This is a genomic window from Photobacterium lipolyticum (assembly GCF_003026475.1).
Lineage (GTDB): Bacteria > Pseudomonadota > Gammaproteobacteria > Enterobacterales > Vibrionaceae > Photobacterium > Photobacterium lipolyticum.
The window spans coordinates 582,446-607,321 of record NZ_PYMC01000001.1; the positions used below are offsets into that span (position 1 = coordinate 582,446).

Here is a 24,876-nt window from a genome sequence, read left to right on the forward strand (position 1 = left end):
ATAAAAATCAACCCGATAATGAACAAAATAGGTTCTGGGGACAGACTTCAAAAATCACTTCCCCATATCAAGCTGTTTGCTCTTCCTAGATACTCGAAACTCAATACTCGTCCCTAACTCCCATAGAACCTCAGGGCCATAGGACCGCTCTTCCCGCCTTTCCTAGAACCTAGAAAACTAGAAAACTAGAAAACTAGAAAAACTTTTCTCCAGACAACAAAAAACGGCAAGAGGTTGCCCCCTTGCCGTTTTGATTATTTCTAAACTGGAAAATTATTGCAGCAGCGTCAGTGCTGCCTGTGGCACTTGCTTGGCCTGAGCCAGGATCGAGGTACTTGCCTGTTGCAAGATCTGGTTCTTAGCCATTTGCGTCGATTCCTTGGCAAAATCCGTATCACGGATACGGCTGTTCGATACCGATACATTTTCGGCAGTATTGGCCAGGTTGTTGATGGTATGGCCCAAACGGTTCTGTTTAGCACCCAAGTCTGCACGCTGAGAGTCGATATACTTCAGTGCTGCATCAATCGTACCTACAGCCTCCTGAGCACCGCCAACCGTGCCTACATCAACGTTTTGTACCGTGACTGACTCACTGGCTGAACCACCGAACAGATCTACACTTCCGCCAGCCGTATCTTTTCCTTGCGCGAGCTTTGTTGTGCCATCAATGGTGACGGCCCCGTTTTCGGAGAATAGCTGAAGCTCGCCTTTTTCGCTGACAGAGGCGACAACGGCGGTTTGCTGACCGTTAATCCGCGTCGCCACTTCTTCAATATCATCGCCTTCAATCATGTTGACTGAGACAGGATCTGCTGAGCCCGCAACATTAATGACTAGTTTATCACCTGCAGCCGCTTTCCAGTCAGCATCCGCCATTCCTTTGGCCTTGATGATATCGCCCCCCATGCGCGAGTCATCGGCACGTACGCTGGTCAAACCCATGATGATCGCTTCACCGGAATCCGCACCGATCTGGAATGCCGCTTCGCCAAACTCACCGTTCAACAGTTTTCGGCCACCAAACGCGGTCGTTTCGGCAATACGATTGAGCTCGTCCTGCAACGCAGACACTTCTTGCTGAATTGCCTCGCGATCCTCATTTGAGTTGGCGCCGTTGGAAGACTGGAGTGACAGATCTCGCATACGCTGCAGAATACTGGTGGATTCTTGCAAGGCACCTTCTGCCGTCTGGGCAATCGAAATACCGTCATTGGCGTTGCGTATGGCGACATTAAGACCACGGGTTTGTGCCACTAAACGGTTGGAAATCTGCAGACCCGCAGCATCATCTTTTGCACTGTTGATTTTGCTACCCGTGGATAGACGCTCCATCGATTGGCTAAGCTCACCAGATGCTTTATTCAGGTAACGCTGCGCAGTCATGGCAGACACGTTGGTGTTTACTGTTACACCCATTTTGCTCTCCTTTGACTTTCGCTTTCAAGCGAAACAGCCTACCCGCAACGAACAGTTCAAAAGACAGTGAAGCGGGGCCAGCTATAATTTATTTATTGGCAATTAATTTGCCACCAGCCCAAACAAAGCAAACAACGTGCCAACATTTAAACCCTTAAATAACAACAAGTTATAGTTTTGAAGGCAATATCAATACAAAAGGCGGCAACAAAATGCCTGTTGAATGGCAGTGTTTGGAAAATGAAAAGCCTTTGCATCAGCAAAGGCTTTTCATTTTCTATACTCAAACCGCTTCAAAATTAAATATAATTAAACAGGTTCAAATCTTTTGTTTTGGCAAAGGCTTGCTGCGATGCCTGCAGTGCCATCATGTTTTCATTTAGCTCAATGACGGCACTGGCATAATCTAGATCTTCCAGGGTGCCGCGAGCCTGGCTCATTACGATTTTAAAATCTTGGTGCATATCTTCCTGACGATCTAAGGTCTGCAGGCGAGTACCCACCTCAGAGCGGGTTCGGTTTATATGCTTGAACGCTTGTGACAGCTCTTCTGCGACCTGATGCAATTCTGCGCTGGATGAGGCATCAGACACATCTTTATCCGCTAGCTCAATCCCCCGCTTAAAGGCATCGAAAACACTGACATGCTCCTGGCGATTCAATGCCAGGCTATCACCGTCTTTAATTTCGCCTTCCAGGTCAATTTGGAGTGTTCCCCACTGGATTCCGGTTTGCGGATCAAAAGGAGCGCTATTAACTAGCGTGCCATTTTGAAAAAGTTCGTATGACGTCCCGGAGCCGGACGCTGAAAACTCCACCCGATATTCTGACTGATCAGTATCATTGCTATTACGGGCCTGTGATAATAGCAACAATGAACCGCTCTGCAGATCATAATCCGCCTGATAGTCGCCATAGGGGTTGGCAACTTCCATAAAGAGTTTATCACCGGCATCATTCACTGGAACATCCACCGAGGGGGCCACTTTTGCCATTCGCTGATAACTATCACCAACATAGGTCACATTGCCACTGCTATCACGGAAAAATGGCTGCTGGCTGTATTGGGTGCCGGCAAAAACAAAATTACCTGACTCATCTTTGCTGTTGACCAGATTCATAAATGAATCGTACAGACCCTGCATATCCTGTTTGTGCGCGATACGGTCATCACCAGACAATGAACCATTGACCATCATCATGGATTTACGCTTTGCCTCATCCAGCAGATTTTCAACTTCAGCAACAGCGGTTTCTTCATTGTTGAGGCGATTTCGCGCCATAGTAATACTTTTTATCGACTGATCGATCTGGGTGTTCTGTTGATCGAAGTTCTGGATATAGATGGATGACACCGGATCATCACCTGCCGTCAGCAGACGTTTTCCCGATGCTAATTGCTGGTGGTTTTCCTGAACCCTCACTTGCTGACGATTCATATCGTTGGACACAGAGCGATAATTATGGAAGCTGGCAACACGGCTGATCATAACTTATGTAACTCCTTATCGTGACGCATTGAGCAGGGTTTCGAAGGTTTCATTGGCTACCGTCATGATACGTGACGATGCCATATAGGCTTGTTGGAACTTCATCATATTGGCCGCTTCTTCATCCATGTTTACCCCTGAAATTTCTGCAACCCGGCTTTCAGCCGCATCTTTTTCAACTAATCCGACTTCCTTCAGGCGTGCCGCTGAGGCCTTTTGCACCCCTATCTCGGTATTAAGCCCTTCATACACATCAATCACTGTCGAACGGCCGTTATCCATTAGTTTTTGCGACTGTAAATCCTGCATTTTTATCAGGTTACCGTTATCACCAGAGGCAGAATTCAGGTTAACCGCAAAGAGATCGCCCCCCATTGCACCTCCGGTTAAGGTGAATCGGGTCCCTCCCACGTTCACTTCTGTGGCCGGCGGATAAGCTTGCGGGGCCTGCAAAATGTTGCCTTTCATATCTAATACGGCAAATTGGCTGCCATCCGGAGACACCGCAACCTGAAACTCATTCAGCGTACCTGCTGCCGTAATACCAAGATCAGCACTTCCATTCACTTTGGTGGCAGAGCTTAAATAACTCTGGGCCGCAAGCTGTGCAGGATCGCCTAGAGTCACCCGTATTTCACCCGCCGCATTTCGGGTCGGGCGTAACGCAATATGCTCGCCAGCCCCTATCGGTGCATCCATCTCTACCCGGAAACCATCCATCGAGAAAGTCGGTGGCGTACCGCTAGGAATCACGGTCTGGCGGTGACCGTCAGGTGAAATCAGCGTGTGTTGGCTGCCATCAAAGGTTAAATTGTATTCACCGATTTTTAAGGCATTAATATCTTCGATATAGACTTTTAAATCGGCACTTGAGCCGGTCGGTATTCTTGCTCGGGCAGCTGCAGAGCCGGGGTCATTGACATCATGAAACAGATTGGCACCAACCTGGCCATTGAGATCCAGACCTTGCGATTGCAGTTCATTGACGGAATGAGCGAAGCCGATGGCAATGCGTCCCATCTCATCCATACCGTGTGACAATGTTTCATCGCGATACTGAAACAGTGCCGCCAGCTTGCCGCCGATATCATCATTTCGGATGGTTTTTAACGACTTACCTTCCACCATAGCCAGCTGTGTTTGCTGTGGATCCGGCTTGCCGCTGACCATACGCAGCTCGCTGGACTCAACACCCGATACCAGCGTATGGCCGCTACCAATCATAATATTGAAGACTTCATCGTTTTTGCGGGTAACGGTTACTTTAGTGTATTGCGACAATTCATTAACCAGGTTTTGATGGCGATCCATCAAGTCATTATCAGCGCCTGAAGCGGGAGTTTTCACTAACGCTTTATGGATATCAACCAGTTCTTTTCCGATATCATTGACGCGATCCAGAGTACGCGCCAAGACATCATTAGCGACCGTTTTTTGCTGTGCCAATATTGTGTGGTTATCGTTAAGCCCGGCGGCAACCAATTTCGCCTTTTCAAGCACAACTTTGCGCGATCCCATATCATTAGGGCTGTCAGACAAGGCTTTTACCGCGTCGTACCATTGGTTCATGTCTTCAGGGATTTTTTTGGCGCTGTTTGCCAGCATATTGTCTAAACGGCCTAACTGCCCTTCCCGCTCTGTCGCATAACTTAAGTTTGTCGTTGTCAGGTTAAGCTCATTGGTGGCAAATTGATCGTAACCGCGGCGAACTTCTGCCGCGTGCACACCGGTACCGTACTGACTGCCGCCCCACCATGTGGGGTTATTGGTTTCCTGAACCACTGACTGGCGGCTATACCCTTCGGTATTAACGTTGTTGATGTTATGGCTGGTCATATTGAGCTGCCGCTGTGCAGTAAGCACACCTTGAGAGCCCAAACTGAGCAGATCAAACGCCATAACGCCTCCCGTTAGTACAAGGTTTAGTAAATCAAACAATTACCCTTTTGTTATGCAAAAATCATTCCAAAGATAAAAAACATTTAACCAGTTGATTTTCATATAATTTAATTTAGTGGTGGTGATTATTTATTGAACTAAGGCAAAGGGTTGCCGAAGAAAAGCAGTAACGAGTAGCTAGAATAACGTTCAGAGGAAGAGCAGAAACCGAGTAGCGAGCTAATTGAGGATTCTGTGGTCCAGTGGTCCGCTCTTCTCCAGGAACTCGAAACCAGAATCTCGCCCCTGTTCTTTACTCCATCAATGATTTTACTGTATTCATGACATTGATAACTTTGTCGGAGTAGTTGGGATCGGTCGCGTAACCGGCCTGGTGCAAGTTCCGAATAAAATGGGTGGGTTCGGCTGGTTGTTCTAACGCTTTCGAATAACGCGGGTTATCGTTCAGAAAACGAACGTAATCATTGAAGCTGTCCTGATAATTATCATAGGAGCGGAACGCCGCTTTTTCTTGCACTGCTATACCCTGGTGGAATTCTAGGGTATTGGTCGCCACTTTGCTGCCTGACCAGCGAGGGTCAGCTTTGATATTAAACAGGTTATTACTGGATCCTGCCGCATTTTTAATGACTTTCTTCCCCCAGCCAGTTTCAAGGGCTGCCTGAGCAATGAGCACGGAAGGATCGGTCCCTATCGCACGGGCCGCTTTTTCGGCATACGGGCGCATTTTGGTGACAAAATCTTGTGGTGTCTCGAAAGTTTGTTGCATCTTTGGTGCTAGCATTGGCGGTTGAGCCATGTTCAAGCTGCTGGCCTGCATCGCTTTGAATGCATCATCCGCCGCTTTATCTACCATCGCCTGATCCGGCTTTTTACCCTGTCCATCGACAGGCAAACGAAGTGGCGCATCATGCACCGCATTACGGAGCACTTGATCTGGCTCCTGAGCGTCTTCACCGCCCAGTTGCGCAACAATCATATCGGCTAACCCCAGTGATCCCGTAGAACTTAATTCACTGGCCATCTGCTCATCATGCATTTGCTCAAAGAATTTCGTGTTCTGGCTACTCATCAAATCAGATTCAAACGCTTCGTTGGCCTGACGCATCGACTTAAATAACATCTGAGTAAAAATCGACTCAAACTGCTCGGCAGCAGCACGTAATGAGCCAGCCTCGTCCCCGTTAATGCCTGCTCGTAACCTTTCTAAATTCGAGATGTCATGGACAAAGCCAGTGTCGATATTTTTCATTGATTTAATTTCAGTCCTGAGTAATAGGCTTTGGGCCTGCTCTTAAATAATAATGAGTTGACCTTCAATGGCTCCCGCCTGCTTTAATGCCTGCAAGATAGCCATTAAATCTGAAGGGGCAGCACCAACCTGATTCACAGCACGCACCAACTCGTCTAAAGTGACGCCCGGTTCAAACTTAAACATACGTGAATCTTCTTCTGTCACTTCAATATCAGAATTAGGCACGATAACGGTTTCGCCGCCGGAAAAGGCATTTGGCTGACTAGCCTGATAGTTTTCTTTTATCGAAACGGTCATACCGCCATGGGTAATTGCGGCCGGTTTCAGTTTCACGTGCTGGCCAACCACAATGGTACCAGTACGTGAGTTAACAATAATTTTGGCAGCGCCATCAGCAGGGTTGAACTCGATATTTTCAATCGTTGATAAGAAAGCAACACGCTGGCTGACATCACGAGGGGCACGAACGCGTACCGATGTCGCATCCACTGCGGCCGCCATTTGCGGGCCTAAAAACTGATTGATGGCATCAGACATGCGCTGCGCCGTTGTAAAATCTGATTCGAACAGGTTGAAGGTAAGAAAGTCACCACGACCAAATGGGTTCGGAACTTCCTGTTCGACAATTGCACCATTAGAAATTCGTCCTACCGTCGGTATATTACCCACGACTTTCGAACCATCGGCCCCAGTTGCACTGAAACCACCAACCACCAAACTACCCTGTGCCACCGCATACACTTTACCATCCAGACCTTTAAGGAAGGTTTGCAGTAAGGTACCGCCACGTAAGCTCTTGGCAGAACCGATTGATGACACCGTAATATCAATAGACTGGCCTTGCTTGGTAAAAGGCGGCAGTGAGGCATTGACGGCTACCGCAGCGACATTTTTGGTTTTTGGCTTAGTACCAGCAGGTAACTGAATACCAAAATTTTGCAGCATCGCGTTAAAACTCTGATCAGTAAAGGGAGTCGTTTCACCCGTTCCCGGCAGACCGACAACCAGACCGTACCCCACCAATTGGTTACTACGTACCCCGGCGACTTCTGACACATCTTTAATGCGTGCAGCTTGCAGTGGCAATGCCAACATCAGCATCAGACTCATGCAAAAAGTACGTAATTTCACTTCAGCGCTCCGCAATTCACTATCGAATAATTAAAATTTAAATAACCTTGTAGCGATTTCACTCGCAGCGAGTTCGTTCAAGAGCAAAGAGAAAGCGCGCAGTTTATTATTATAAATGAGCACTTTCGATGCTGATATTGAGCGAAATAGCAATGAGTGGAATTGCTGCTAGAGGCTGACGTTAAAAAAGCGCGCCAACCATCCCTGCTCTTGGGTATCTTGCCTGTCACCGGTGCCTGAATACTGAATACGGGCATTTGAAATACGGGTCGAGGCAATGGTATTTTCCTGGCTGATATCATCCGGACGGATCGTGCCACTGACTCGGATATATTCATCACCCGTATTGAGGGTTAACCACTTCTCGCCTCGAACCATCAGGTTGCCATTCGCCAGTACATCAATCACTTCAACCGAAATTGAACCCTTAATACTGTTGCTTTGATCGGCAGAGGTACTACCGGCAAACTTATTGGCGTTCGCCACTTCATAAGAGAGATCGCGATCGCCTATCGTCAATGGCTTACCACCTAAAACCAGAGGATCCATCGATAAATCCGTTGATTTATCAAGATCGGCACTGGCACTCTTTTTAGCCTGGGTTTTCTCTTCTAACAATACCGTGACGATATCACCAATACCGCGAGGCTTCGTATCATCATACAGATCTTGTGCCTGTGTCAGGCTAAACAATGAACCTGTTGCCGTTGCATAGTGCTCAGGCTTAGGTTGTGGTCGAACCGTATTCCAAGCCGGATCGCCTGCCTGCGGATCTTCACGACGACGCAGCATATCAATCAAATCCGGACCTTGGTTGGTTGAACCTTCCACGGCATCAACCGATGTTGTCGCTTGGGCAACATCGGACTCTTCCGGGACCTGCTGCATAATTTCACAACCGGAAAGCATGATCGCCAGGCATACGATTAATTTTTTCATATTAATTTAGCTCCCAGTTACAGCTGCTGGTTCACATAGCTCAGCATCTGATCAACGGTAGAAATAACTTTCGAGTTCATTTCATAGACCCGCTGCGCTTCAATCATGTTAACCAGCTCTTCGGTTACATTCACGTTTGACGTTTCCAGCATCGACTGACGGATCGCCCCCATTCCATCAAGACCCGGAACACCCTCTTGGGCATCACCACTTGCACCTGTTGGCAAGAACAGGTTCTGACCAATTGGTTCAAGGCCACCAGGATTAATGAAATCAACCGTAGTGATTTGTCCTAATACCTGATTTTCCTGCTGACCACGAATTCGAGCTGACACTTCACCATCATTACCGACAGTGATGCCCACTGCATCCTCAGGCACAACAATTTCAGGTTGCAGCACGTAACCGGAGCCTGTTGTTACCAGCTGACCTTCGCCATTGACGGTGAACTGACCATTACGGGTATAACCCATGTTGCCGTCTGGTAAAAGGATCTGAAAGAAGCCATCGCCTTCAATCATCATATCCATGGCGTTATTGGTCGTTTGGGTATTACCCTGGGTAAAGACCTTTTGTGTTGCCACTACTTTCGAACCCGCCCCCAGCATCAGGCCTGTGGGTAATTGGGTATCCTGCGATGATTGACCACCAGGCTGATTAATATTCTGGTAAAACAGATCTTCAAATACCGCACGGCTTTTCTTAAAGCCCACGGTCGAGGCATTCGCCAGGTTATTTGAAATGGTCGAGATATTGGTTTGCTGGGCGTCAAGACCGGTTTTACTTACCCACAAAGCTGGATGCATATTTGTTTCCTTTTATCGGATTAGCCTAAACGCAGCAGGGAAGAAGACGCCTGGTCCATTTCTTCTGCAGTTTTCATTATCTTGACTTGCATTTCAAAATGACGCTGAAGATCAATCATACTGGTCATTTCCCCCACCGCATTGACATTGCTGCCTTCCAACGCCCCTTTCAGTAAGGTGACACCTGCGTCAGCATCAAATACCTGAGCCGGTGTTTTCGATTTGAACAGGCCATTGACGTCTTTATACAACTCACGATTATCCGGGCGTACTAACTTCAACCGATCGACGACTTCCATCGCTTCCGGTGGCGCCCCTTGGGGTAATACCGAAATCGTACCATCGTTGCCGACTTCAATTTTGCTGATTGGGAGAGGGATAAAGATCGGACCGCCATTTTCACCCAGCATCAGATTGCCGTTGCTGTTTTGCAGCATCCCGGTTTGGTCTATTTTCAAGTGGCCAGCACGGGTATAGGCTTCCTGGCCAGAGGCATCTAATACCGCAAGCCAACCATCACCTTCAACGGTGACATCAAGGTCGCGCCCGGTTGTCATAACGGAACCTTGTGAAAAATCTTGCCCGGGACGCTCTGTCATCGCAAAAACCCGAGATGGCAAACCTTCGCCGTATGCCTGCATACTACGCGCTTGCTCCAGATCAGCTCGAAACCCCGTTGTTCTCACGTTGGCAAGATTGTTGGCATGTAACTGCATACCATACATGTCTTGCTTGGCACCACTCATGGCTAAATACAGCGCACGATCCATTATGACTCTCCCATCTCAACCTCATGGGATTAAGCAATAAGTGTGCCACTGATGTAAACTTCATATTAATCAATATATTGAAAATGCATGGACGTGAGGAGGAAGTCTGAAAAGACAATTTTATGACGGATAGGAACAAAATTTGCCGCCTTATGGCCAGGCGGCAAGCTGTTTTATGGTGCGAAGGCCAGTTTATCGGATTTGCAGGATAGTCTGTTGTAGCTGGTTATCCACCTCTAGGGCTCGGGAGTTGGCCTGGAAGTTACGCTGAGCGGTAATAAGATCAACCAGCTCCTGAGTCATATCGATATTAGACTGTTCCAGCGTACCACTTTTAACGGCACCGAACGCGCCCTGGCTGGCTTCACCCCAGATAGCCGAACCAGAATCCTGGCTTGTTACCCACTGCGTTCCGCCTTTAGATACCAGCCCCTGCTCGTTAGGAACGCGTACCATACCCACTCGGCCCAAAGTCACGTTTTCACCGTTACTGTAGGTGGCAACGATAGAGCCTTTAGAATCGATATCCACCTTGGCCAGATAACCTGTGGTCGCACCATCTTCGCTGAAACGACGCATTTCAAACGGGGCTGCATACTGGGTTGGTTCATCAAAATTGATATTTAAGGTCTGGGTATCATCCGCACCATTCAGTTCGAGCCCAGCACCGCCTTCACCTTTCCCCAAGCTCTGGGTCACGATTTTCTGGCCATTATTAACCGACTTCACAGACCCATCGGTATTAAACTCAATATAGGTACCAATATGACCACTACTATCAGGTGCATTTGCTGCGCCTGTTGCTACTTCACCATCACCTTCTGGTGTGGTATTAACACTAACTGGTTTTTCACCGGTGGCATCCGTTACTGTATAGAAAGCAGCCCAGCGATTTGGAACACTATTCGTTGCTCCCTCTGCTCCCTCTGGCGTAGAACCCGCATCTTTAACGTAATAGGTCGTCATTTTATATGGCTGACCGAGTGAATCATACATTGTCACAGATGTTGATTTGTTATAGGTATCTGAATCGTTAAAATCAAATTTCTGTGCATCTTTTGCTTCACCTGCTGCAGGTAAATTAACACCAATATCGATGTTTTTAGAAGCTCGAGGCTGACCAAACTGATCCGGTACCTTCAGCGCCTGTGATTCGTAAGACATCACCTGATCCGTTTCCTGATCGACGCCGTAACCCAACAAGTATTGACCTTCGGAGTTGACGATCTGGTTCTCTTTATTCAGGTGAAAAGCACCATTACGTGTCAGGCTGTTATTCTGAGGTTGCAGCTTGTCATCAGCCACCGCAAAGAAACCGCTACCAGAGATACGGAGATCCATCGGATTGTTAGTGTAGATACTCGAACCCTCATGGAACTGCTGCGCAACAACAGAAGTCTGTACACCACCACCGGTCGTGGTCTTGGCATTTGAAAAAATTGAGCTAGAGTACACGTCGCCAAATTCAGCACGCGATTCTTTAAATCCGTAGGTATTGGAGTTAGCAATGTTGTTACTCGTGGTGTTCAGATCTTTCTGTGATGCACCAATACCGCTCAATGAAATATTAAATCCCATGTTCTGAATCTCCTAATACCTGTTTAGACCTTGCCAACTTCTAACACTTCAGCAAGTTTAAATGGCGAGTCAAAGCCCGCGAGGTTAAGCATGACATTGCCGTCACCATTACCAAGCAACACACTGTTGACATTCGCGTAGGTAGACACATCAAATTCTTGGTTTTTACCGTTAACTAAACCAGCCACTTTCAATTTATAGCGGCCTTCCGGCAACTGATTGCCATTTTCATCGGTACCATCCCACTCAAGGCGATGTTCGCCTGGAGGCTTGGCACCAAGATCAAACGATTTAATCAACTGACCCTGTTCATTTTCAACTCGCACCAGCGTGTTATTAAGCGCTTGAGGCAACTTAACCATGCCGGTAATACCACCGTCAGCTTGCTTCACACCGGTGGTACTTGGGATCAAAACATCACGCCCGACCAATGAAGACGCTTGCAGTGCCTGGTTTGACGTCATGGCAGAGTTTAAGCTGCCAAACTGTTCATTCATCTTGGTGATACCGTCTACCGTGGCAAACGATGCCATCTGGGCGATCATCTGATCATTACCCACCGGTTTAAACGGATCTTGCTGGGCAAGCTGCTTGGTCAGTAACGACAGAAAATCTTCTTGTTTGAGCTCGTTCTGACCCGTTACTTTTGACTGCGATTCTTGCAGCTTTTTCTCTTGCATCCCCTTGAGTTGATCAAGGTAGGACAAGTTGCTTTGACCTGTGCCTTTAATACCGGTCATAACAGTGACTCCTTAACCCTTATTTACCCATCTTCAGCGTACTCATCAGCATCTGCTTACTTGCATCAGCGACTTGAACATTGCTCTGATAGGAACGAGACGCCGAAATCATGTTGGCCATTTCTTCCATCACGTTGACGTTAGGTTTGTAAATATAACCTTCCGCATTCGCCATTGGATGTTGCGGGTTATATTCCGCACGAAGTGGTTTCTGGCTTTCAACAATACCTTTGACCTGTACCGGTACACTTTCCTGGCGCTGAGCACCTGCATTTTGCAGTGCCGCGGCAAAGATCGGATGACGCGCTTTATAAGTTTCTTTCGCAGAACTACTGACGCTATTGGCGTTAGCAAGGTTACTTGAAGTGGTATTCAGACGAATTGATTCTGCGCTCATGGCAGATCCTGTCACATTAAACACATTAAACAGGCTCATCGATTACTCCCCTCTCAGTGCCTTGCTCAGATTCTGGAATTTAGAACCTAAAAAATCCAGTGATGCCTGGTATTCCAGCGAATTTTGCATAAACAGATTTTGCTCTAATTGCGCATCAACCGTATTACCATCACCAGTATCAGGCTGGGTCGGAACACGGTACATCTGCTCACCCATAATTTTTGTAGAGGCAGAGATATGCCGCCCATCGGTTCGGCTCAGGCCAATGTTTGCCCCTGATGTTGCCGCTTTTAATGCGCGATCAAAGTCCATATCTTTTGCTTTATATCCCGGAGTATTAGCATTCGCTATGTTGCTCGCCAAGGTTTCAGCACGCTTACCGCGTACGCCAACCGTATGCTGATGAACACCTAGCGCTTTATCAAAAGAAATGGACATACTTGCCTCCAAAATAACTTGATATATGTTTAGCAATTACAGTGCCAAGTTTTATTTTAAAGGAGGATAGTCAGGGTTTGGGGCGAGGTAGAGAGTAGAGAGTAGAGAGTAGAGAGTAGAGAGTAGAGAGTAGAGAGTAGAGAGTAGAGAGAGTTTGAACTTTAGCGGCTGGATGCCAAGTTTCGAGGTACTAGGCTCTTTTCCCGAACCTAGTACCTCGCATCTTTACTTTAATTTATAGATAATCCCAGGATTACAGCGGATCATCTCAAATTTATCCGTTAGCCCCGTCAGCGATTCAGATGCCCCTAAGAACAAATACCCGCCTGGATTTAAACTGGCGGCCATTTGGTTAAGCACCTTAGCCTTCATCTCAGGAGAGAAATAAATCAATACGTTACGGCAGAAGATAACATCAAACTTACCCAGTAATGCATAGCTGTCCTTTAAGTTTTGCGGACGGAAGCTGACCAGGCGTTTCACTTTGTCATTTACCCGCATACGACCATCGCCATTATCTTCAAAGAAAATACGGCGCCGCTCCGGCGACAGGCCCCGACTCAGTGCCAGATTGTCATAAGCACCAGCACGACAGGTATCTAACATGGTTTGGGAAATATCTGTTGCTGTGATCTGCACACCTGTAGGCAACATTCCCGGACGACGGTTCTGAGTTTCCAGTGTTGTCATTGCAATAGAATAGGGTTCCTGGCCCGAAGAGCTCGCCGATGACCAAATCTTGATCGGACGTTTATTCGCGGCTAACTCCGGCAAAATTTTATCGGCCAGAACAGTGTACGGATAGGAATCCCTAAACCATAACGTTTCATTGGTTGTCATAGCATCAACAGCGGCGACACGCAGATCTCGATTTCGACCACTGATCACTACTTGCAGTAATTCAGATAGAGATGATAGCGAAAATCGGCTGACTAATGGACTCAGGCGGCTCCGCACCAAGTACTGTTTACTATCGCCAAGTACAATACCGCATTGAGCTTCCAAAAAACGGCAGAAATCTCGGTATTCTTGGTCCTTTATTGTTATAGCTGTCATCTACTACTCTTTGTCAGGATTTTTCAGGCATCGCAGCTTTAACAGCAGCTCCCAACTCATCTGGGTTAAATTTAGGAATAAATGCGTTTGCACCGACACGCTCAACCATTGCCTGGTTAAATACTCCACTCAGGGATGTGTGTAGGATAACATGTAAATCTTTTAAGTTAGCATTGTTACGTATTTCAGCCGTCAGTGTATAGCCATCCATTTCTGGCATTTCTATATCTGAAATCACCAGAGCAAGCTGATCATAAATACTGCCTTCCTTTGCCATATCCTTCAGTTTATTGATAGCTTCTTTACCATCTTTCACTAAGACACACTCACAGCCAATGGCTTCAATCGCTCGCTGCACCTGTTTGCGTGCAACGCTGGAGTCATCGGCAACCAATACACGGCGGATCTCAGGCGAGTCACTGACTAACTCTTCAAGCACTGTACCAGTAATATCGGTATTGACTGGCGAAATTTCATCAAGGATTTTTTCTACATCCAGAATTTCAACCAGTTCGTTATCAATCTCGGTTACCGCCGTCAGGTAGTTTGCTTTACCCGTTCCTTTTGGTGGCGGCAAAATCGACTCCCAGTTCATGTTGACAATCCGCTCAACAGAAGTAACTAAGAAGCCCTGAATAGAGCGGTTGAACTCAGAAATAATAACAAAACAGTTATCAAGATCATCAATCGGACGACCACCTGTCGCCAGACTCATATCAATCACAGAGATCGTCTGACCACGAATATGCGCGATCCCTTTCACCAATGGATGCAAATTTGGCATAGACGTCAATTTCGGGCACTGTAGTACCTCTTTCACCTTAAAGACGTTTATTCCATAGCGCTGGCGCCTGTTGAGTCTGAATGTCAGAAGTTCCAGACGATTTTGACCAACGAGCTGGGTGCGCTGATTCACCGAATCAAGTATCCCGGTCATAAGGTGACTCCATGTTATGTATTTTTATATTTAGTAAAGTGAAGACAAGAAATCTCACCTGTAATCACATACTATGAGCATTAAGCCTAACTATTGTAACCTCATAGACTGTTAAAAAGAGTAAAATCGTGAGCCAAAGAACACATTTAAAACTCTTCACATTGATCTTCGGCCTGTTACCGATTTTCTTTAGCACTATTCTTTTCGCAGCACCGCATACTGTACTTGAGACGGTACGGAGTGCTGCAAAAGATCATGTCGCACAAATCATTCAAAAACCAGCAAAGGGACAACTCAATATTACCGCTTCGCCATTAGACTCCCGGCTAAGACTATCACAATGCTCTGCCTTACTGGAAAGCTCTATTCCAGGTAAGCAGTCACTCTCTGGTAATATCACGGTATTAGTTCGTTGCTCCCCGGAAGGCTGGCAAGTTTATGTCCCTGTTAAAGTACAACTATTACTGCCACGAGTTGTTGCCGCCAAGCCGCTGGCACGCGGTACTTTACTCACAGCCTCGCATTTGAGCGTTATGTTGGTGGAAAGCCGTTTTCAGCGGGGAATTGTCTTTGAGCACCCTTCTGAAATTATTGGTTCAACCGTAAAACGTACCGTTAACATGGGCGAAGCCGTACAAGGCGGGGATATCTGTCTGGTTTGCCGAAACGACACTGTGATGATTAAAGCAAGTGGGGGGGGCTTAAATATTGTGACAAAGGGTACCGCTTTAACGGATGGTTCGCTGGGTGAACAAGTCCGGGTGCAAAATAGTCAATCGAAACGTATCATTGATGGTATTATAACCGGGGTTGGTGAAGTAACCGTTAATTTTTAAAAAAATGCTAAAGTTATTAGACCAACCAGCCGATAGTATGGCTGTCTCTAGTTTATTGTTCAAAGGCTAAATTTATGGCAAGTATTGATCAACTACGTTCCGGTCAGCCTATGGCAACGGCACGCAGTAATCAGAACAACGTGTCAAACTCATCATCAGGAGCTTCGGGGGCTAAACCTTCTGTGGCACCGCGAGGGCAGCATGACGCCGTGTCGCTAAGTTCGCAAGGTAAAGCGGTTGGGCAAATTCATCAGCAGCTTGCTGCTGAGCCAAGCTTTGACAGTGCAAAAGTCTCGGCAATTAAAGAAGCTATCGCTAGCGGTGCTTATATTGTTGATGCTGACAAGCTGGCATCTAACATGATGAAATTTGAAGATGAGCTGCGTGGGCTGTAAAACTGCCCATCGCTCTCTTTTTTATTTGTTTGCCGACTGCAACCAGTGAGAACGTGATGTCCCAGAGCATAGAGCAATTACTAGAACTTCAGCACGCGACGTTAATCTCACTCTCACGTCTGCTCGAACAAGAGAAAGGTGCCATTGTTAACCGCCAATCAGTCGAAATTGATCGTCTGGCTAAAGACAAACTCGCACTGATTAATCAGATCCAACAACAAGATCACCTCATTGCCAGCCATGCTCATCGCCAACAATTAGTTGATAACCCAGAACTTGTGCAAAAAGTCGAACAAATAAAAGTGATTGTTTCTCGCTGTAAGGAATGTAATACCGTCAATGGTGAAGCGCTGCAGCGCGCGCAACTCAGCTTCCACAAACTCAATAACTTATTTCAGCAAAGCCGTGGCAAGCAGCAGATGACCTATAACAGTGAAGGTGTTGCACAGAATATCCGCTCTTTAGGGACGAATATAAAGGCCTAGATACTAGATACTAGATACTAGGTTCTAGGTTCTAGGTTCTAGGTTCTAGGTAGAACAAAACATCACTTCTTAGTCAAAATAATGCCTTTTCTTTTCCTAGCCCCTCGTAGACTCGTTTCTCTACTGTATAACTTAAAACATTGTCTCTTGATTAGACGGCAAATGGAACACTTCACCATGCTGCTTCATCTTCTCCATTTTACGCAAATCTAATTGCATTTCAGTCACATAGCTATCCCCTACAGGATAACTGCTAATGACCTCTGCGCCTCGAATAATACCATCAACGGCACCATCCGTACTTTCGATACCCAGCTGTTGATCATCCATTTCCGCACGCGCACTAATCCGCATGCCATAGACCTGCTCAGTCAGTTCACGGTAGGCATCAATTTTAGACGCACGCATCGCACGCATACGCTTTTCTTCATTAGTACGGCCTCGCTGCTCACTGATCGTTGCATATCCAACAGCGGTGATTTTTTCATCACTGCGCATTTCGGTTAAAGGCTGACAACCTGCTAACAGTAGAAAAATCACCATCATCCAGCAACGCATAACAACTCCTAAGGCTTCAGAACTACAGTATTACGATCAAATTGTGCGGTTTCAGAACGGATAATAACACCATTTTGGATGCGCATTTTATTCAATGAGTCAAGATCACGTCCAATACGATCTGCTGGCAGAAAACCCTGTGCAGAAGCAATCACGACACGAGAACGCATACCTATAATACGGGCATTGACCAGAACGCCAGCACCCTGACGCAACATGGTACCGGTTAAGACATAGTCAACAGGCTGCTGAGCGGCAAGTTCTTTCCAGTTACGACTAATAGAAAAATCACCATCAGGCGTCACTTTTATCGCCCCTGTCGCTTTATAATCAACAATCGTGTATCCACGTTGCTGCATCTGAAACATAAAGCTTTCCGTCACCGAATTACCCAGCCAGTTTGTTTCCGTCATCTCTTGCAGATCGACAAATGAAGTCACTGCCAGCGGCGTTTTTGCAGTCAGGTACTGGTTCGAATTGATCAGCTGTTCGGTTAACCCTTCAACAAAGAAGTCCATCGTGTGGCGAGGGGTTTCCGTTAACATAAAAGCACTGCCCGTATACGGTTCTTTGCCATTGTAAATCGGAGAGTAGGTACATGATACCGTCATCAGTGACAGCAGCAAGACTATCCATTTTTTCATTCTAACCAGCTCCGGATGAAAAAAGACTTGTAGCCTGTTATCGTTCATTGAAAGAAAAACTTTATCCATAATTTCACTATTACCATAGAAAATGTTTTTAGGAACACTCTTTGCATACGCTCTTTGCACACTAGCAGTGTTGTCATGTTCAACAATTCACTTAAAATAGTCAGGCAAGCATCAACACTAACTTGATATAGGAAACGGCAAGTTTTATCTTCTGCTAATTGCTATACAAGCAAATTCCATACCTAAGTTGAGAAAATATGAACAGAAACATAATAAGATGCTTAAGTAGCTTGTGTTTAATCACGTCATTCTGCGTGAATGCTGCTTGGCTTGAGGTCACCGGTCAAGCCGCTATGCTTGAAAGTGAGAGTACGGCCCGAACCAACGCCCTTGAAGACGCCGTCTACCAGGCCATGTTATATTCCGGCGCTGATATATCAAGCTTCTCTCATATCAAGCCCTATCTAGCATCAGAGCGTGAAGAATATCAGTTCAGTGGCAATGAAGTTCGCCATGTCATGGTGTTAAAAACCGGAAAAAAAAGCGGCAATCTTTATGTGACAGCGCGTATTGATATCTACCCATCGGCAAATACTTGCCACAAAATTCAATACAAAAAAGGATTACTGCTCGGCCAGTTCGACATTGTTTCACCTCAACATGCCGCTATGGGGGGGATTTATCAGTTGGGTGATGATTTCACCGCTATGCTTAAACGTCAGATTGAAAGAAAATCACAGAGCTTTGTTGTATCAGGTATCACCCGAGTACCGATTCGACCTGAGCAGCCGGACACGATGACCATGCTAGCTGAAGACAATGATGCCCAGTACATTATCAATGGCCAAATAACCGACCTCACCTCAACATTAGATCAAAAGCTGATAAGAAGTGATCAGGTGATCCGACAGTTTGCCGCAACAGTACAAGTGATGGACGGCAAAACCGGTGAACAACTCTTTCAGAATAATTATCGGGAAGTTGCCGAGTGGCCTTTTTCACGGGTAAGTCAGGTTGATACCAAAAGCGCACGATTCTGGCAATCCAGTTACGGCCAGGCGGTACAACGAATTAGCCGTAACGTAATGCTCGATTTGGAATCATCTCTGTCTTGCCGTACCAGCTTACCGGAAGTCGTGAACGTTCACGGTAATACCGTGCAAGTTAATGTGGGCCGTATTCATGGGGTAACCCGAGGAGATCAGTTACAACTTTGGCATAGCGCCGGCTTTATTGATCAAATGGGGATCCCGCGTAACCGTATGGTTCAGACAGAAATCACCTTAACCGTAGAACGTGTCTACGAGAAATCAACAGAGTTGTCAGTTAACCAGAGCGATCTGGCCAGCAGCATTCAACCTGGTGATTTACTGACCAAGCAAATACTCCGTTAGCAGTAATTACTTAAAATCAGAGAGAATTTAGGTATAATGGCCTTCAAGCACTTAGCTTGAAAGCTCCCTTAGCTCAGCTGGATAGAGCGTCCCCCTCCTAAGGGGAAGGCCGCAAGTTCGAATCTTGCAGGGAGCGCCATTTCAACGTACTCTAATTTTCACTATTCTCTTTCTTTACTACCTCAGTCTGTTTTCCTTCATTTATTGATAATACCACCCAGTGCCAACTTGCCATGCGCAAAAACATAAAATAAAAACGAGGCAGAAATCGAACATTAAGAACTGACAGGCATAAAAAAACCTCACCTGAGGTGAGGTTTTCGATCTGGCAATTATCGCCCTCTCATAATTAAGACAAAACGATAAAAAAAATTTGGTGGAGCTAAGCGGGATCGAACCGCTGACCTCTTGCATGCCATGCAAGCACTCTCCCAGCTGAGCTATAGCCCCAAATGAGAAACTGATATTAAAAACATAATGAATTCATGTCAATACCTTCAATATCCTGATATTAACACTTTCCATAATTCTGTTAACTTGATCAAATTCATGCCGTTTTTGAAATTTTTTAAATTTTATAAGGCCTGTGTTTAAGCATAAGGATGCCGATGCTTATTAAGATTTGAAAAATATGATCCTGTTCTATGCTCTGAAATGAATGAGATGTAAACATTCATTTTTATGCGATAAATGTGGGATTTTGTAGGTTCAAATATATTACCTACAAATAATAAGGAATTGAAACTTCAACGGTACATGGGAGATTGCGTATGAAAAAGTTAACGATTTTTGTTACAGCAGCATTATTATCAATGAGTTTTAACTCAATGGCATTTACTCTTGCTGGTACTCCACTGGTTCTAGACCAAGATGCTTTCAGATACTGCGCTGGTGCAAAAAACATCAACGTTTGCATGGAACGCTATTTGTTAATACATAAATCAGATAAGAAGTAACTTAAGTACAAGCAATAACGAGCGGAATGAAAAGTCATTCCGCTCGTTCATTTATGCGTTTGCTTCACGCTCGGCAATAAATGCCAAAGCCATGTTAATTCGAGCAATCACGCGCTCTTTACCCACCATCATCATCACCGCATCAACAGATGGTGATTGCCCCTGACCAGTAACAGCAACACGCAGTGGCATACCCACCTTGCCCATACCGACTTCAAGCTCTTCGCAGGTTTCAGCAATCACTTTATGCAAGTTTTCAGTTGTCCACTCAGCTAATGCTTCTACTTTGGCCAGTGCCAATGCCAATGCATCTTTTGCGACAGGTCGCAGGTGTTTCTTCGCTGCCCCTGCTTCAAACTCGCTGAAGTCTTGGTAGAAATAGCGAGATTGCTCCGCCAGTTCAATCAGCGTATTACAACGCTCGCCAACCAGTTTAATGACATCCGTAATCGCTGGACCATTCGCGGTATCAATTCCTTTTTGATCTAAATGCCATTGCAGGTATTTAGCTACGTACTCAGGCTCTGCTGTTTTAATGTAGTGATTATTCAACCACAGTAACTTATCGGTATTAAATGCAGATGGAGACTTACTGATTGAACCTAAGCTAAACAGCTTAATCATCTCTTCCATTGAGAAGATTTCCTGATCACCGTGTGACCAGCCCAGACGCACCAGGTAATTCAATAGTGCTTGAGGCAGATAACCTTCATCACGATACTGCATAACGCTTACCGCACCATGACGCTTAGATAATTTAGTGCCGTCATCTCCTAAGATCATTGCACAGTGTGCAAACTCAGGTACTGGTGCGCCCAAGGCATCATAAATATTGATCTGACGAGGTGTGTTGTTAATGTGGTCTTCACCACGCACAACTTGGGTAATGCCCATATCCCAATCATCAACAACTACACAGAAATTGTAAGTCGGGCTACCGTCGGTACGGCGAATGATCAGATCATCGAGTTCACTGTTAGCAATTTCGATATGACCACGAACCTTGTCATCAAAAACCACCGTTCCTTCTTTCGGGTTACGGAAGCGAATAACAAAAGGGGAATCTTCCGTTGCGGCAGCATTCGCGGCAACAACCTTCGGGTGTTTTGCATCGTAACGAGGCTTAAGGCCGGCAGCCATTTGCTCTTCACGAAGTTCTTCAAGCAGCAATTTAGGGCAGTAACACTTATAAGCTTTGTCTTCAGCCAGTAGCTGATCGATTAGCTGGTTATAACGATCAAAACGTTTAGTCTGATAGTAAGGACCTTCATCCCAATCCAGACCCAGCCATTCCATACCTTCAAGGATGGCATCGATCGCTTCTTGTGTAGAGCGCTCAAGATCAGTATCTTCGATTCGAAGAACAAATTCGCCATCCATATGCTTAGCAAATAACCAAGAATAAAGTGCAGTACGAGCACCACCGACATGGAGAAAGCCTGTTGGACTTGGAGCGAAGCGAGTTTTAACCGTCATGAAAGAACCTTAAGTAAAAATGATGAGCCAAATAGTAGTGCGACCGCACCACCTTCATCGATATTGACGCATTTTACCACCAGCCCAGCAATCCACAATACAGTTATATGGCCAAACCACCTCAAGATACGAGATTCATAGCGGCCTCTGGTAACTCAATTCGATCGATATGTGCGTGGGAATACCGTTCCCTTTCAAACACATTTTGTAAAGAGGTGGCTCGAGTATACAATTTAACCGTTGCATCATCATGCTGAGCATCTCGCATAAGCCTTGCTAAATTTTAGCAACAAAAACACCCAACAAAAGACTAAAATTTAAATTATTGACGCTTTTCATAACATGATAACCACAAGGACAGCTGTAAATAACATTCACCAAAGTTTATTTAAGAAATCTTAATCAAAAAACAGTTAAATCCTTTGATTGGAAAACCATCCTGTGCCCCTGTCTTATTTTATAATAACTTATTAAAAATATATCACAAACCCTCACCCTTACGTTATTATATCGAATCAAACAATTTTCACTTAAATTCGCATTTATGGCTGAATAAAAAGAGATTCTATTTCAATGAAAATAAAAAATATTGTTACCTGTAGTATGATAAGTATCTTTTCATTACCAATTGCAGCTGACGTTAAATTAGAACTTCCAAAAGAAGTAACTGTTTTATCGGTCAATGGCAAAGAAGGGGAAAGTGGATTACTTGAGTTTGTTAACTCTTCTCCTGACCATATTAATCTACCTAATGGTAGCAATCAGATCGTTTATGATGTCAGAAAAGTTTACAACAAAGGTTCGAGTCAAGGTAAGAAATATCAATCCCCACCTATGGTGTTGAGTTTTAACAGTATTGACTCTGCTGTAATGATGAAAGTGCCACAATTAAATACATTAGACTCCGCCCGAGAATTTGACAAAAAATTAACCATAAGCTTAACAGACGAGTCCGGTAACTCCATTGAACACAGGAATATTCAACTACCTATAAATGGGTTCTCAATTAATAAAAATTATAGCCAACTCTTAGAAAGCTATAATAAAACTCAGATACCACAACTTAAAACCGTTGCCAATAGCGTAATAAACACAACAGAGAATAAAATTAAAAACAATGTATCTGAATCATCAAAACTAACCATACTCAAAGATATTTTCATACAAATGGAGCAAGAAGAAAAGCAAGAGTTTCTTACTTGGGCTATCAATAATATTCACTAATTCAGTATTAACCACCATTAGAATCAGGTCATTTATTGGCCTGATAGATCAATAACCATCATAATAAACTCAACTTCCACTATAATATTTATTCTTATTTCCATGACTAAATCTAAAACAACTTTGCATTTAATTTAATCATAAGAAATAACCAATCCTGTTCAAACATTTAAATATTATGCTTTTAATTAATACTATTTCGCTTAGATTGAATTCCCGGAGGAAGCTCGAAGCATGCTCATTGAAGTTGTTTGGCTATATAAATAAAAAGGCTTCGGTAAAAACCGGAGCCTTTTTAATACAATGATTATTGAATCAACAGATTAGAAGTACCATTCAGTACCGATACGTACCATGGTATCACCTTCTCCATCGTTGCTATGTTCTGCAACGCGTAGGAATGTGTATACAGAGTTAAAGCTATAACCAAATTCTGCCGTTAGTGTTTCACGATCTAAATATGCATCTGTTTTAGAGTCAGTCTCACCCGTTTGATTAGCATAACCTAAACGGAAATTTGCGCTACCCATGTAGTAGTTAGCTTGTACTGAGTAGGCTTCTATTTCACGCTTGTCATAAGTAAAGCCACCCTTATCTTTCGCATCATATTCACCCGTTTTATACGCGGCGGCAATCATTACGCTGTCCATTGGACGCAACTCGAAACCAGCAAAGAAAGAGTCCGTATCACCGACAGAATCCGCTTTAGCTGCTTTTACGCTTCCATCAGCTTCTAATGATGCATCTGAACCAGAATCAAAGATGGTATCAGTTGCTGTTTCAAATGCGGCGTGAAGGGTTAGCATCTGAACCGGAGTAACAGAAACTTTAGCCCCGTAGAATGTAGAATCATCGGTCTTTGAGCTACCGTTACCCAATGCCACACTAAAGTTAACCATATCAGCATAGTTAATTGAGTCAAAACGTACTTGCTGGCTCTTACGGTCAAATAAGAAACGCTCACCGCTGCGCCATCCGCGGTCAAACGTCGTACCCATGTTAGATGCACTGTAAGGCCAGTCAACCAGTTCATACATTGGTGTTAGCATACGACCAAAGCGTACCGAACCCCAGTCATCCCCGCGCATACCGACGAAGGTATCACGGTTACCTAAATCAGCACCATCGTCTAAAACCCAGCCAGATTCAATCTGAACAAAAGCCTCTACGCTGTCTGTCATCGCCTGTGCCGCACGGAAGCCAACACGGCTCTCGTTTTCTAATTCAAAAGTGCCACCTTTCGCACCGTAGTCTACCGCAGAGATAGAAACGATACCATAAACCTCAACCTTAGAATCATTCGACTCACCGATGGTATATGCATTGGCAGAGACTGAAGCCATCGCTGCTGATGCGATAGCCGCACCTAATAATGTACGCTTGAATGTCTTATTCATGGAAAACTCCTGATAATCTAATAACTAGCTGTTTTATGTGCACTTTCCTCAGTTGGCCGCCGAAGGTCAGCACACATAATTATTTTTAAGTTGTTTTGAACAGGAGCAAGACTACAAGCTTTTTTTGGTGCGTAAAAATAGCACAAAAAAAACTATGACACCCTTCAAACCAGTAAAACCTAAAAAAAAATAAAATATTTAATATCAGATAGATAACCAAAAAAAATAAGAAAACATAAACCACAGATCACATGGATTATTGTGCACTCAATCGCAAGATTGAGTGCGATACGGACAAATACCAGCCGACCAATGAGAGTTTATGAGGGGGCTATAGATTGATTGATGTTTATTTTGACCAGAAGCGTGATCTTCCTCTCGTTCAGTTAACCAGTTTATGAACTTACTTCCGATTATCAGCTTGTTATTTCATGACAATAAGTAGTATTGAGACAATATTGATTAATCACTTACTCGGAAATATAAAGTCGAAAACTCAGCTAACTAAAAGCAAAAAATTATCGATAAATCCTTAAAAAACAACATAATTTAAATAAAATAGCCAGAGAGCATATCTGCTCTGGTAATTAATCTCATGGTTGTGACTGAGCTCTGATTACTACTATAGAGAGAGTAAATAAGCTTTT

24 protein-coding genes and 2 tRNA genes are annotated in these 24,876 nt (G+C 44.9%); 7 read left to right on the forward strand and 19 right to left on the reverse strand.

Going from position 1 to position 24,876, the window contains the following annotated elements; genetic code table 11:
• Positions 1-273: 273 nt before the first annotated feature.
• The 14 genes from C9I89_RS02555 to C9I89_RS02620 form a co-directional block, all read right to left on the reverse strand.
• Positions 274-1,419: a flagellin gene (locus C9I89_RS02555; protein WP_107281760.1), complete on the reverse strand. Its 1,146-nt coding sequence runs from the start codon at positions 1,417-1,419 to the stop codon at positions 274-276.
• A gap of 299 nt (positions 1,420-1,718) precedes the next feature.
• Positions 1,719-2,909 (reverse strand): flagellar hook-associated protein FlgL, encoded by a 1,191-nt coding sequence (gene flgL, locus C9I89_RS02560; protein WP_107281761.1) that lies wholly within the window; start codon positions 2,907-2,909, stop codon positions 1,719-1,721.
• 15 nt (positions 2,910-2,924) lie between these two features.
• Positions 2,925-4,808 (reverse strand): flagellar hook-associated protein FlgK, encoded by a 1,884-nt coding sequence (gene flgK / locus C9I89_RS02565; RefSeq protein ID WP_107281762.1) that lies wholly within the window; start codon positions 4,806-4,808, stop codon positions 2,925-2,927.
• Between the two features lie 292 nt (positions 4,809-5,100).
• Positions 5,101-6,060, reverse strand: coding sequence for a flagellar assembly peptidoglycan hydrolase FlgJ (gene flgJ / locus C9I89_RS02570; RefSeq protein WP_107281763.1), 960 nt, complete (start codon positions 6,058-6,060; stop codon positions 5,101-5,103).
• A 42-nt stretch (positions 6,061-6,102) separates the two neighbouring features.
• Positions 6,103-7,173 carry a flagellar basal body P-ring protein FlgI gene (locus C9I89_RS02575; protein ID WP_107281764.1) on the reverse strand — a complete coding sequence of 357 codons (1,071 nt, stop codon included), beginning with the start codon at positions 7,171-7,173 and terminating at the stop codon, positions 6,103-6,105.
• Between the two features lie 189 nt (positions 7,174-7,362).
• Entirely contained in the window at positions 7,363-8,133 is a 771-nt protein-coding gene (gene flgH, locus C9I89_RS02580) for a flagellar basal body L-ring protein FlgH (RefSeq protein WP_107281765.1), read from the reverse strand.
• A gap of 17 nt (positions 8,134-8,150) precedes the next feature.
• Complete coding sequence (flgG, locus tag C9I89_RS02585; RefSeq protein ID WP_107281766.1) at positions 8,151-8,939, reverse strand: flagellar basal-body rod protein FlgG; 789 nt, start codon at positions 8,937-8,939, stop codon at positions 8,151-8,153.
• A 20-nt stretch (positions 8,940-8,959) separates the two neighbouring features.
• On the reverse strand, positions 8,960-9,709 hold the full coding sequence (flgF, locus tag C9I89_RS02590) for a flagellar basal-body rod protein FlgF (RefSeq protein WP_107281767.1): 750 nt from the start codon (positions 9,707-9,709) through the stop codon (positions 8,960-8,962).
• A 192-nt stretch (positions 9,710-9,901) separates the two neighbouring features.
• A complete protein-coding gene (gene flgE / locus C9I89_RS02595) occupies positions 9,902-11,287 on the reverse strand; it encodes a flagellar hook protein FlgE (RefSeq protein ID WP_107281768.1) in 1,386 nt (461 codons plus the stop codon).
• Between the two features lie 23 nt (positions 11,288-11,310).
• Complete coding sequence (flgD, locus tag C9I89_RS02600) at positions 11,311-12,027, reverse strand: flagellar hook assembly protein FlgD (RefSeq protein ID WP_107281769.1); 717 nt, start codon at positions 12,025-12,027, stop codon at positions 11,311-11,313.
• Between the two features lie 19 nt (positions 12,028-12,046).
• The gene (gene flgC / locus C9I89_RS02605) at positions 12,047-12,463 is read right to left on the reverse strand and encodes a flagellar basal body rod protein FlgC (RefSeq protein ID WP_107281770.1); all 417 of its coding nucleotides are present in this window, start codon (positions 12,461-12,463) and stop codon (positions 12,047-12,049) included.
• Positions 12,464-12,466: 3 nt separating this feature from the next.
• Positions 12,467-12,862, reverse strand: coding sequence for a flagellar basal body rod protein FlgB (flgB, locus tag C9I89_RS02610; RefSeq protein WP_107281771.1), 396 nt, complete (start codon positions 12,860-12,862; stop codon positions 12,467-12,469).
• A gap of 225 nt (positions 12,863-13,087) precedes the next feature.
• Positions 13,088-13,918, reverse strand: a complete 831-nt coding sequence (locus C9I89_RS02615) for a protein-glutamate O-methyltransferase (RefSeq protein WP_107281772.1) — start codon at positions 13,916-13,918, stop codon at positions 13,088-13,090.
• 13 nt (positions 13,919-13,931) lie between these two features.
• Positions 13,932-14,855, reverse strand: coding sequence for a chemotaxis protein CheV (locus C9I89_RS02620; protein WP_107281773.1), 924 nt, complete (start codon positions 14,853-14,855; stop codon positions 13,932-13,934).
• 128 nt (positions 14,856-14,983) lie between these two features.
• On the opposite strand from C9I89_RS02620, the gene flgA reads away from it, so the two are divergent.
• The 3 genes from flgA (at position 14,984) to C9I89_RS02635 (ending at position 16,571) form a co-directional block, all read left to right on the forward strand.
• Positions 14,984-15,691: a flagellar basal body P-ring formation chaperone FlgA gene (flgA, locus tag C9I89_RS02625; RefSeq protein WP_107281774.1), complete on the forward strand. Its 708-nt coding sequence runs from the start codon at positions 14,984-14,986 to the stop codon at positions 15,689-15,691.
• Positions 15,692-15,765: 74 nt separating this feature from the next.
• The gene (gene flgM, locus C9I89_RS02630; RefSeq protein ID WP_107281775.1) at positions 15,766-16,086 is read left to right on the forward strand and encodes a flagellar biosynthesis anti-sigma factor FlgM; all 321 of its coding nucleotides are present in this window, start codon (positions 15,766-15,768) and stop codon (positions 16,084-16,086) included.
• A gap of 56 nt (positions 16,087-16,142) precedes the next feature.
• Positions 16,143-16,571, forward strand: coding sequence for a flagella synthesis protein FlgN (locus tag C9I89_RS02635; protein WP_107281776.1), 429 nt, complete (start codon positions 16,143-16,145; stop codon positions 16,569-16,571).
• Positions 16,572-16,703: 132 nt separating this feature from the next.
• On the opposite strand, the gene C9I89_RS02640 is transcribed toward C9I89_RS02635, so the two are convergent.
• Both C9I89_RS02640 and C9I89_RS02645 read right to left on the reverse strand, forming a co-directional pair.
• The gene (locus tag C9I89_RS02640; protein ID WP_107281777.1) at positions 16,704-17,129 is read right to left on the reverse strand and encodes an LPP20 family lipoprotein; all 426 of its coding nucleotides are present in this window, start codon (positions 17,127-17,129) and stop codon (positions 16,704-16,706) included.
• Between the two features lie 8 nt (positions 17,130-17,137).
• A complete protein-coding gene (locus tag C9I89_RS02645; RefSeq protein WP_107281778.1) occupies positions 17,138-17,773 on the reverse strand; it encodes a FlgO family outer membrane protein in 636 nt (211 codons plus the stop codon).
• Between the two features lie 266 nt (positions 17,774-18,039).
• Here C9I89_RS02645 and C9I89_RS02650 point away from each other — a divergent pair, with 266 nt between their 5' ends.
• Positions 18,040-19,176, forward strand: coding sequence for a flagellar assembly protein FlgT (locus C9I89_RS02650; RefSeq protein ID WP_107281779.1), 1,137 nt, complete (start codon positions 18,040-18,042; stop codon positions 19,174-19,176).
• Positions 19,177-19,238: 62 nt separating this feature from the next.
• A tRNA-Arg gene (locus C9I89_RS02655) sits at positions 19,239-19,315 on the forward strand.
• A gap of 235 nt (positions 19,316-19,550) precedes the next feature.
• Here C9I89_RS02655 and C9I89_RS02660 read toward each other — a convergent pair.
• Positions 19,551-19,626, reverse strand: a tRNA-Ala gene (locus C9I89_RS02660).
• A 320-nt stretch (positions 19,627-19,946) separates the two neighbouring features.
• On the opposite strand from C9I89_RS02660, the gene C9I89_RS02665 reads away from it, so the two are divergent.
• Positions 19,947-20,132 (forward strand): hypothetical protein, encoded by a 186-nt coding sequence (locus tag C9I89_RS02665; protein WP_107281780.1) that lies wholly within the window; start codon positions 19,947-19,949, stop codon positions 20,130-20,132.
• 51 nt (positions 20,133-20,183) lie between these two features.
• Here the strand turns inward: C9I89_RS02665 and gltX are convergent, their stop codons facing one another.
• Positions 20,184-21,608, reverse strand: a complete 1,425-nt coding sequence (gene gltX / locus C9I89_RS02670; RefSeq protein ID WP_107281781.1) for a glutamate--tRNA ligase — start codon at positions 21,606-21,608, stop codon at positions 20,184-20,186.
• 573 nt (positions 21,609-22,181) lie between these two features.
• Here gltX and C9I89_RS02675 point away from each other — a divergent pair.
• Positions 22,182-22,832, forward strand: coding sequence for a DUF2057 domain-containing protein (locus C9I89_RS02675; RefSeq protein WP_107281782.1), 651 nt, complete (start codon positions 22,182-22,184; stop codon positions 22,830-22,832).
• Positions 22,833-23,155: 323 nt separating this feature from the next.
• Here the strand turns inward: C9I89_RS02675 and C9I89_RS02680 are convergent, their stop codons facing one another.
• Positions 23,156-24,229 carry a porin gene (locus C9I89_RS02680; RefSeq protein WP_107281783.1) on the reverse strand — a complete coding sequence of 358 codons (1,074 nt, stop codon included), beginning with the start codon at positions 24,227-24,229 and terminating at the stop codon, positions 23,156-23,158.
• Between the last annotated feature and the right edge of the window lie 647 nt (positions 24,230-24,876).

Bases quoted from the DNA above. Each gene is read 5' to 3' on its own strand.
- C9I89_RS02680 (WP_107281783.1), bottom strand. From the start codon at position 24,229: ATGAATAAGACATTCAAGCGTACATTATTAGGTGCGGCTATCGCATCA.
- flgE (WP_107281768.1), bottom strand. From the start codon at position 11,287: ATGGGATTTAATATTTCATTGAGCGGTATTGGTGCATCACAGAAAGAT.
- flgL (WP_107281761.1), bottom strand. From the start codon at position 2,909: ATGATCAGCCGTGTTGCCAGCTTCCATAATTATCGCTCTGTGTCCAAC.
- C9I89_RS02640 (WP_107281777.1), bottom strand. From the start codon at position 17,129: ATGCGTTGCTGGATGATGGTGATTTTTCTACTGTTAGCAGGTTGTCAG.
- C9I89_RS02620 (WP_107281773.1), bottom strand. From the start codon at position 14,855: ATGACCGGGATACTTGATTCGGTGAATCAGCGCACCCAGCTCGTTGGT.
- C9I89_RS02635 (WP_107281776.1), top strand. From the start codon at position 16,143: ATGTCCCAGAGCATAGAGCAATTACTAGAACTTCAGCACGCGACGTTA.
- C9I89_RS02615 (WP_107281772.1), bottom strand. From the start codon at position 13,918: ATGACAGCTATAACAATAAAGGACCAAGAATACCGAGATTTCTGCCGT.
- flgJ (WP_107281763.1), bottom strand. From the start codon at position 6,060: ATGAAAAATATCGACACTGGCTTTGTCCATGACATCTCGAATTTAGAA.
- flgD (WP_107281769.1), bottom strand. From the start codon at position 12,027: ATGACCGGTATTAAAGGCACAGGTCAAAGCAACTTGTCCTACCTTGAT.
- flgH (WP_107281765.1), bottom strand. From the start codon at position 8,133: ATGAAAAAATTAATCGTATGCCTGGCGATCATGCTTTCCGGTTGTGAA.
- C9I89_RS02575 (WP_107281764.1), bottom strand. From the start codon at position 7,173: ATGAGTCTGATGCTGATGTTGGCATTGCCACTGCAAGCTGCACGCATT.
- flgF (WP_107281767.1), bottom strand. From the start codon at position 9,709: ATGGATCGTGCGCTGTATTTAGCCATGAGTGGTGCCAAGCAAGACATG.
- flgK (WP_107281762.1), bottom strand. From the start codon at position 4,808: ATGGCGTTTGATCTGCTCAGTTTGGGCTCTCAAGGTGTGCTTACTGCA.
- flgM (WP_107281775.1), top strand. From the start codon at position 15,766: ATGGCAAGTATTGATCAACTACGTTCCGGTCAGCCTATGGCAACGGCA.
- flgG (WP_107281766.1), bottom strand. From the start codon at position 8,939: ATGCATCCAGCTTTGTGGGTAAGTAAAACCGGTCTTGACGCCCAGCAA.
- gltX (WP_107281781.1), bottom strand. From the start codon at position 21,608: ATGACGGTTAAAACTCGCTTCGCTCCAAGTCCAACAGGCTTTCTCCAT.
- C9I89_RS02645 (WP_107281778.1), bottom strand. From the start codon at position 17,773: ATGAAAAAATGGATAGTCTTGCTGCTGTCACTGATGACGGTATCATGT.
- flgB (WP_107281771.1), bottom strand. From the start codon at position 12,862: ATGTCCATTTCTTTTGATAAAGCGCTAGGTGTTCATCAGCATACGGTT.
- C9I89_RS02665 (WP_107281780.1), top strand. From the start codon at position 19,947: ATGAAAAAGTTAACGATTTTTGTTACAGCAGCATTATTATCAATGAGT.
- C9I89_RS02650 (WP_107281779.1), top strand. From the start codon at position 18,040: ATGAACAGAAACATAATAAGATGCTTAAGTAGCTTGTGTTTAATCACG.
- C9I89_RS02555 (WP_107281760.1), bottom strand. From the start codon at position 1,419: ATGGGTGTAACAGTAAACACCAACGTGTCTGCCATGACTGCGCAGCGT.
- C9I89_RS02675 (WP_107281782.1), top strand. From the start codon at position 22,182: ATGAAAATAAAAAATATTGTTACCTGTAGTATGATAAGTATCTTTTCA.
- flgC (WP_107281770.1), bottom strand. From the start codon at position 12,463: ATGAGCCTGTTTAATGTGTTTAATGTGACAGGATCTGCCATGAGCGCA.